The organism is Legionella maceachernii, from assembly GCF_900167045.1.
Taxonomy (GTDB): Bacteria; Pseudomonadota; Gammaproteobacteria; order Legionellales; family Legionellaceae; genus Tatlockia; species Tatlockia maceachernii.
On sequence record NZ_FUXJ01000033.1, the window covers coordinates 1 to 8,434 of the forward strand.

Here is an 8,434-nt window from a genome sequence, read left to right on the forward strand (position 1 = left end):
CTTGCCAAAGGTTACAGAGCAAGGATTTAGCTTTAATAAGAAAACTGGTGCTGGTTTTGGTTTATCTTATGCTAAACAATATTTAGAGCAGATCAATGGTTCAATGTATATTCACTCTGAAGAAAAAGTTGGGACAAAAATTCATATCACTCTAATTCGGTCTAACCCCCCTAGTTGGTTCTGTGACTCAATGAATATTAGGTATGGTACTAATATTGTCGTATTAGATGACGATATATCCATCCATGACGCATGGAATGAACGGTTTTCAAATATTTCACACGTTAAAATGTTTCATTTTTATAACGCGATCGACTTAGGTCAGTATAAAGTTGATCCAGAAACTTCAATATTATATTTAGTGGATTATGAGTTGCTCGCTGATGTTAAAAATGGTTTAGATGTGATTGAAGAGCTTAATTTAAATGGTAAAGCTATTTTAGTTACAAGTTGCTTTGAAGATATTGCTATACGAAATCGATGTGAAAATATTGGCGTTAAAATCATACCAAAATCTTATGTACCTTATATTAAAATTATTGAGACTCCAGAGAAAGAACTTATAAATACGGTGGTTTTTATTGATGATGATGAAATGATGCGAATGACTTGGATCTTTGCGGCTGAAGAGGCTGGACAAAGTATTTCAACCTATTCGTCATTTGATGAGTTCGTAAATGAAATAAATAATTATTGTAAGAATACTCTTATTTATATTGATTCAGATCTAGGAGACAATGTTAGAGGCGAGGATTGCGCAAAACTCCTTTTTGATAAGGGGTTTATTGACGTTCATCTTGCCACTGGTCATTCGCGAGATCGATTTCGCCAAGTGCCATGGATTAAAACAATTGTTGGTAAAGAACCACCTTTTCAATTTGCACACGGGAATTTAACATGAACTCTACGGATAAAGATAAATTAAAACACGATTTTTTAAACTCAATTGTTATCATCAACAGCATGACAAAATCTGCTTCGAGTTTCATGAATACAATTTCACAGTCAATGGATACCGTTGATATTAACCAAAAGCAGATGGAAAAATTTTTATATTCCATGAGCGCTATACGTGAGCAGACTTCAAAGATTGAAAATTATTTTCTATCTCTTTTTAATGAATAATTGTGACAAATTATCTCTCTGCTAGATATGAGGAATATGAAACCACTCTTCCCCAATCTAAAGAATCAGTTAAATGATCTTTGGTAATACTGTAGTAGTAATTGTTATCTAGCTTTTGCGCATCAAATAAATAGTTAATCCACTCAGATATTGGTTTTTTATATTCTTTTTCTGATAACAAGAACAATATTTTCTCTTTTTTTACAACAGCAGCCATAGTTTGTTCAGGTAGCTCATATCCCTGCATTAAATCTAATTGCTCAGATAGCTCTTTTGCATGTCTAATGATAAGCCATGTAGGTTTGGCGTCTTTATCAAGAAATAAAAAACTACCTGAGTTATCAACTAGATAATACTCAACAGCCTGTGCTTGTATTAGAACACTAGCAAATAATTGTTGATATAATTCATTATCAAATAAATCATTAATGGAGTTTTCATATGCATTAACTATATTTTTTGTTAACTCTCTGAAATAGCGCTGAGTTAGGTCATCCACAGCTAATGTAATTTCTGGATATAGATTTTCACTTGTCTTGAGTATAAATTTATCAATTAAACCGTTATTGAAAGCTTTTATCGCAGTATCTTTATCTGCTTCAGCCGTTAGCATAATTTTAAATATTTTTTTCTCTTTAATTTTTTTGCAAAATTCAATTCCGTTAATAGCGGGCATTTGATAGTCCACAACTAACAATGGTGCATGCTCAAACCTTGCTTTACTATAAATCAGATTTAACATTTTACTAACATCAAAGCCAATAAATCGATCATTAGTAGTATCTAAATTAACATCATTCATTAATTTGAAAATTGATTGGGTGACATCTTGACTATCGTTATCAATAAGATGAAAAGCCATATCTGAGCTTGTAAGTGTTAGTATATTAAGCTTTTCGCCAAATTCTAAATCTAACGCATCCAAAAATGCTCGGTTATCATCTAAAAAAATGACTTTTATCGGATGATAAAAACAGGTAGGTCTTGCATCAATAATAGTCATATAATAATTCCTCTACGTTACAGCCACAATTGCATCACCCATGATAAGTCGCCAATATTTCAGACCTTTAATTATAATGTATTGCTGTTACGGAAAAATACTTAACATGGATGTCGCTTTGTATAATAAATGATTCTTCAAATTTTTTCCTCCCCAATTTCGTATTTAATCACTTAAGTTATAGTGGTTTATGTTTTTGCGATTAAGTTAGAATCCTTCCTTGTTAATTTTCTTCCTCATAAATCTACACCATCCATAACCGTGATTTACAGAATATATTATATTTTTATTATTCATAATCAATAAGTTAGCTAAATTATCCCCCGGGGACAATTTATTAAATCGATAATCCATGGCAGTGGTCCCGTGAAATTTAAAGTGCCATTTAAAAACAGATCTGGATTAAATTTAATAAAATTTAAACGACCTAAAACAAAAAAACATCACCCTAAAGATAATTAACCCATCATAAAATCAGGATGGAACCCTATTAATTAACTTTTCAAATAATTGATTCTCTATCCACCTAGTACAGTTATTGTTTTAACATTTAAAAAGCTTGTTTAAATTAGGAATAAATTTATTAGAGACATGAATCTATTCCATCAAAATAATGAGTTAATAAAAATACCGTGAAAGAAATAGGGCTATTGTTAAATAGGTTACTGAAAAATATTAAACGATACAGCCATTTGTCTTGATAATAAAACGCATAGTTATAAAAAAAGGGATTTGTGCACTAAGTAGAAGAACCAATCTCAGCCCCGCCACTACCGATCAATACCCGCCAAACAATATATTCTTCGCTATGGGTAAAGACAGATACAACAGATTACCTCTATACGTAGGCCAATATTACTAACAAATATTGCTTAATAACCAATACTCTTAACATGAATTATAATCATATACACTGACGTAAGTGCGCAAACAGTATAATTCTTTAATTGTAAATAAAGTTATTCATTTTAAAATTAAAAATGAAATCTAAAGCATAAAAAAATAACATTATCTTATATCCATTCCTGAATTTAGCATATTATCAAAATCCATCAATAAATTATTCGTCAAAATTCAAAAAGTATAGTTTCATGAACTTTGACAATATTGCTCAGCTATCAAGATAATCACATCCTATTTCAGAGTAGGGCAGTGAATACAAATAACAAATACACCCAAAGAAACTTCAGAATATTTTTTGACAAAATTCGCAATACGAGTTGCCAATCAAAATTTTAAAGCTCCTAGGGTAAAAATCTAGCCGCCAAAAATCCAGTATCCGCCAGCAGTTTCCGGTATTGGTATTAGGAAGTATGGATAAAAGTTAAAAGCGCATCCCATAAAGCTACACCATAACCATATAACTACACCATAACACCCCATAAAACTACACATAAAATTTTAAGACCAATTTATCCCCATATTACTACACAGAAAAACTCATAAACCTACACAATCACTCCCAAATAAATACACAATAATCATTCAATAAATACTTTAAAATCAATAGGTTATTGTGATTTCATTTAATGAATCTATGAATAGAAGAAAAAAGATATATATTTTCTTTTTTTAAAAATTTAAATAATAGTACAAATTACCGCTTGCAAATACATTTCAATAAAGTTAGTCTAAAACAAATAGTACAAAGCACCTTATTGTAAAGGGGGATGGATGAAAGTAATTACAACAGCCGGGAACAAAGGAGGGATTGGCAAATCAACTATTGCTCTCACTCTTGCACAATATCTAGCTAAATGTAAAAACATGAAAGGGGCATTTATTGATTTAGACCCGCAAGGCAACTCTTCATCTAGCTTAATTCCAACTACAAGAGATCCAGCTCACCCAACTGGCTACATGCCAAAAGCACATCCAGAGTGGGATCCGAATAACTTACCAGAAGATGATCCGCATTGGGATGGTGTTAGTAGTATTGCAGATATATTCATAGGTAAATCTATTTATCCATATCCAACATGGGTTGACAATTTACATTGTTTTCCTTCTTTTGCTTCATTACTGGAAGATGCACAACGTGTTCTAAAAGTTGATGTAAAAGAAAAAGTTATAAATCGTCTTAAAGAATTTACCGAAATGCTGTCAACCCACAGTGATTACCAATTTGTTATTATTGATACGAATCCACAGTTTGGCCCACTAACAATGGCAGGGTTGCGAGCAGCAACTCATGGACTATTGCCAACTGAACTAGAACAATATGGTATTAATGGAACCATAGGTATGATCCAAGCAATTTCACAAGAGCAACTTAGAAGAGTAAAAGATGACACAATCAAAATAGCGGGAATTTTACCTAACCAAGTTCGTAAAACAGCAGTACATACTAAGTTCCTTAATGACTTGCGTTCGATAGAGAAATCAGAAGAATGGTTGTTACCTCCGATCGCCCAAAGAACTATTTATTCAGAATTAGTAGTAGAAGATGCAAAACCTAATTGTGTATTTAACCTACCGCAAACACATCTAGCTAGAATTGAGAGTGAAAAATGGTGTTCTTATGTATATGACAGGGTATTTCATAATGTATACAACAAAATAGAAGAAAAGGAGGCTTCTTATGGTTAGTAAATTCAAACTAAATCCAGTCAAAACTGGAGAGACAAAGGAAGCCATATCAAGAACACTGGCGATTGCCAATGATTATGCTGGGGAACTGTCAATAGAAGTATTATCCTTAGATAAAATAGAACTTGATCCAGAAAACAATCGTGAACTAGCCCTCACTCTTCATGATGCTATGAATGGAATAGATCCTTCTGATCCTGACTATGCAAAAAAGAAAAATGATTGGAAGTCACTTGAATCATTAGCAAAAACTATACTAGATGATCAGTTAATTAACCCCATATTTGTATACAGGTTTGGGAACAAATGTCGTTTAATCGCTGGTGAGCGTAGAACCTTGGCCTCAGCGATTGCTGGTAAAAAGGAAATTATTGCAAGAATTGCAAGTCAACGACCTGTTGGTACAAAGTTAAGAGTTCTACAGTGGATTGAGAATAATGAGCGTGTTGACTTATCTCTTGCTGAAAGAGTTGCGAGTATTGAGGCTATTGTTAAAGAGTATTTAAACGAAAATAAAGAAAAAAGTGATAGCGAGAAAATAACATCAAAAGTATTAAGTGGTTTAACGGGAATGTCTATAACACAATCTCGAAGATATATCCTGATTTTGCAAGCTAGTCCAGAGATAAAGCAGGCGATTGCTGAAGGAAAAATAGAGAATGTAAAATTAATTGAATTAATTATTTCAGTTGAAAACGCAGAACATCAACAAGTTCTCTTAAAGGCCGCCATAGAAAATCTATCCTTTGATGCAATTGTTAAGCTAAAAAAAGAACTTGAATTTTCGTTAGTTACAAAAAAAGAAATAAGAGGACGTAAACAATTAAATGTTAGTTTAGGTAAGGTAAAACCCAATATTGCCAAAATTATCTTTGATGCCTTAGTTTCAAGCAACATTCTACACGAGAGCATCGTCGAGCAAATGAATATGTTAAGCAATAATGTCCAATGGAATAATGGTAAATCAGTTGAGGAGTGCTTTAAAAAAATAATTCCTCTAATTGCTCAGGAAGTGTGATTAAAATGAATAAACTGAAACTCAATAATAATGAAGACGATAAGAAAATTATTACATTTACTATTAATAAAGAAATTAAAGAGTCACTCAGAGAAATTCTGTTAAATTCTGAAAAATATAATTTAAAAAAGAAAACTGATTGGGTAAACGAAGCCATCATAATGTTAAAGGAAAATCCTGATTACAAAGAAATGGTACTCAATGCAGAAGGGAATAGTGAAAATTTTGTATTTGATAAAATTTACATGACATTTAAGCAACGATGTTTTTTTTCTGATATGAGAAATGAAGTTGTAAAGGAATATCCTGATATAAGAGGCCCTCAAACTGCCATAATACGCGCTGCTATTTTGAGTAGAATGATGAGGAAAAAATAAGAAAAAAGGCCAAACGGAATGGGTAATGTTCGCTGAAAAAACAATACGTAAACATGTAACAATTATTCATGCATACTCTTTAATGAGTGTATTGCAACGGAAAATTGTCAATGTGCTTTTGTATGAAGCAATAAAAGGAGATGGCCGCATAAATAGCCATCAAAATTCGGTCGCTGTCGAATGCAATATGCCTTTTTCTAAGCTGTTAAAAGCAGTTAAGTTCAATAGTAATAATACCCAATATCTAAAAGAGTCCATTGATGGGTTGGCATCATTAAAAATAGAATGGAATTTATTGAAAGATAAGGTACCTACAGATATCTCTTTTTTAAATTTACGAGTTTTACATGGTGCACCTACGTTCTATCAGGATAATACCATCAATTTTTCTTTTCATAAAATCATGCTTGATTTACTAGTTAATCCATCTATATACGGTACTATTGACATTGATCTGCAATCTGAATTTGAATCGAAATATGGTCATGCTCTTTATGAAAATAGTACACGGTTTATTAACTTACAAAAAAATAAAATTATTTCGTTAGATACATTTAGAAAAATTTTAGGAGTTCCTGAAGATAAATATCCAAGTATGCGGGAACTTACAAGAAATGTCATTTCGCCTTCATTAGAAGAGGTTAATGATCGAGCTAATTTTGCTGTTAGTTTGGATCCAATAAGAGTTGGTAGAAAAATTACTGGATTTGAGGTGTTAGTCCAGAATAAAAAAAATACAATAAAATCAGAAGTCAGCTGTATTGATTATGAAAATGAGAAGATGCATAAAGAAATAAAAGTAACTTTTGGTATATTAAATGAGTCTATATTAGAAAATATTATAAATAACTACTCAGAAGAATATATTCAAGAGAAGATTAACTATACCAAGAAATATGCAAAAAAAGAGCGCACAGGTTTTTATCCAATTCCATATTTTATTAGTGCTTTAAAATATGATTATAAATTCAAGGAAGAATCTAAGCCAGACGGTTCTCAAGAAAAAGAATCTAATGAACAAATTGAGTGGGAAAAGAAATTATTCGCTTTACAGGCAGAGCTTAATCATTGGGAAAAACTATCAGGTTATACTAAAGCTGGAGATAATCAAGAGCATGTTAAAAACATGCAGAAATTTGTTCTGGAAACCCAAGAAAAATTAAAGCAACATTATTTAGAGAAGCCAATTAAAATGGAGGCGGTTTAATATGAAATTTCCTGCCTTTGAACCAATTAATCTAAAAAATGACATACAATCCTTGGAAGCAATTGATCTGTGTTTATCAAAAATTTATCCAGATCAAAATCAGGCTAGAAAGTTTTTTAGCGATGCTTCACTAGAAGAACTGGCCTCGTCAATTCGACAGCATGGGATTATACAGCCTATTCTTGTCAAAGAAAGAGATCATAATAGGAATGAATATCAAATTATTGCGGGTGAACGGCGTTGGCGTGCAGCTAAAATAGTAGGATTAGAAAAAATCCCTGCAATCATCAGAAAATATAATAAAGCAAACGGGATGGCAGTTTCTTTAATTGAAAACATTCAAAGAGAAGATTTAAACCCATTGGAAGAAGCACAAGCTATACAGCGGTTAATAGAAGAGTGTTACATGACGCATGGTGAAGTTGCTGAAACTTTAGGTAGATCGCGAACAACAGTTACTAATCTTCTTAGATTGCTTACTCTCACGGATGAAGTAAAAGAAATGTTAAAAATGGGATTACTAGAAATGGGGCATGCCAGAGCTTTATTAAGTTTGTCGAGTATACAACAAGCAGAAACAGCAAAAATAATTATCAATAAGTCTTTATCCGTTAGGGAAACTGAAAAATTGGTTCAGCGCTTAAATAGGCCAGAAGATAAACAAGAGTTTTTTCTAGATCCCCAATTTGAACAAAAAACGAAAGATTGGATGGCACAATTATCGAAAAAACTTTCATCCAAAGTTAACATGCATTTTAATGATGGAGGAAAAGGTAGGGTGGTGATAAGTTTTGACTCTTTAGAGGAAGCAGATTGGTTAATGGCCCATCTTAAGGTGGAAGGGTAGGGCTATTTTTTTAGTCACTGTCGCGTAATGTTTGGGGCAAGTTTGAGGAATAAAAATTGAAGGAATTTTTTTGATTTTCAATCAGTAACAAAGTATCATAATTTGAAATAGTTTTTCAATATTAAATAACATATAGGATGCTGGTGCAGGGAATGAACTATTTATTAGATATCAAAAATGGATTGCCCATAGAGTCCGATAACAGGACCATTGCCAGCAATCAGCAATCAGCAATCAGCAATCAGCAATCAGCAATCAGCAATCAGCA

The 8,434-nt window shown here is 32.2% G+C and carries 8 protein-coding genes; 7 read left to right on the plus strand and 1 reads right to left on the minus strand.

Features of this window, described 5'->3' with window-relative positions; genetic code table 11:
- A partial coding sequence (locus B5D33_RS16470; protein ID WP_139364763.1) for an ATP-binding protein occupies positions 1-901 on the plus strand: 901 nt, incomplete at its 5' end.
- Positions 898-1,125, plus strand: a complete 228-nt coding sequence (locus tag B5D33_RS16160; protein ID WP_019350432.1) for a hypothetical protein — start codon at positions 898-900, stop codon at positions 1,123-1,125. The genes B5D33_RS16470 and B5D33_RS16160, both read left to right, overlap by 4 nt.
- Positions 1,126-1,135: 10 nt before the next feature.
- Here B5D33_RS16160 and B5D33_RS16165 read toward each other — a convergent pair whose 3' ends face one another.
- Positions 1,136-2,128 carry a response regulator gene (locus B5D33_RS16165; protein WP_058453021.1) on the minus strand — a complete coding sequence of 331 codons (993 nt, stop codon included), beginning with the start codon at positions 2,126-2,128 and terminating at the stop codon, positions 1,136-1,138.
- Positions 2,129-3,802: 1,674 nt separating this feature from the next.
- Here B5D33_RS16165 and B5D33_RS16170 point away from each other — a divergent pair.
- From B5D33_RS16170 to B5D33_RS16190, 5 genes are read left to right on the plus strand one after another with little or no spacing between them, the layout of a single operon-like run.
- Entirely contained in the window at positions 3,803-4,717 is a 915-nt protein-coding gene (locus B5D33_RS16170) for a ParA family protein (RefSeq protein ID WP_010655313.1), read from the plus strand.
- Positions 4,710-5,735 carry a ParB/RepB/Spo0J family partition protein gene (locus B5D33_RS16175; protein WP_058453022.1) on the plus strand — a complete coding sequence of 342 codons (1,026 nt, stop codon included), beginning with the start codon at positions 4,710-4,712 and terminating at the stop codon, positions 5,733-5,735. The genes B5D33_RS16170 and B5D33_RS16175 overlap by 8 nt, the downstream gene beginning before the upstream one ends.
- 5 nt (positions 5,736-5,740) lie before the next feature.
- Positions 5,741-6,112 (plus strand): hypothetical protein, encoded by a 372-nt coding sequence (locus B5D33_RS16180; RefSeq protein ID WP_010655311.1) that lies wholly within the window; start codon positions 5,741-5,743, stop codon positions 6,110-6,112.
- A gap of 25 nt (positions 6,113-6,137) precedes the next feature.
- A complete protein-coding gene (locus B5D33_RS16185; protein ID WP_058453023.1) occupies positions 6,138-7,319 on the plus strand; it encodes a replication initiation protein in 1,182 nt (393 codons plus the stop codon).
- Between the two features lies 1 nt (position 7,320).
- Positions 7,321-8,166: a ParB/RepB/Spo0J family partition protein gene (locus tag B5D33_RS16190; protein WP_058453024.1), complete on the plus strand. Its 846-nt coding sequence runs from the start codon at positions 7,321-7,323 to the stop codon at positions 8,164-8,166.
- The last annotated feature ends 268 nt before the right edge of the window (positions 8,167-8,434 follow it).

Coding starts and splice junctions, on each gene's coding strand:
- B5D33_RS16160 (WP_019350432.1), top strand. CDS start 898: ATGAACTCTACGGATAAAGATAAATTAAAACACGATTTTTTAAACTCA.
- B5D33_RS16165 (WP_058453021.1), bottom strand. CDS start 2,128: ATGACTATTATTGATGCAAGACCTACCTGTTTTTATCATCCGATAAAA.
- B5D33_RS16170 (WP_010655313.1), top strand. CDS start 3,803: ATGAAAGTAATTACAACAGCCGGGAACAAAGGAGGGATTGGCAAATCA.
- B5D33_RS16175 (WP_058453022.1), top strand. CDS start 4,710: ATGGTTAGTAAATTCAAACTAAATCCAGTCAAAACTGGAGAGACAAAG.
- B5D33_RS16180 (WP_010655311.1), top strand. CDS start 5,741: ATGAATAAACTGAAACTCAATAATAATGAAGACGATAAGAAAATTATT.
- B5D33_RS16185 (WP_058453023.1), top strand. CDS start 6,138: ATGTTCGCTGAAAAAACAATACGTAAACATGTAACAATTATTCATGCA.
- B5D33_RS16190 (WP_058453024.1), top strand. CDS start 7,321: ATGAAATTTCCTGCCTTTGAACCAATTAATCTAAAAAATGACATACAA.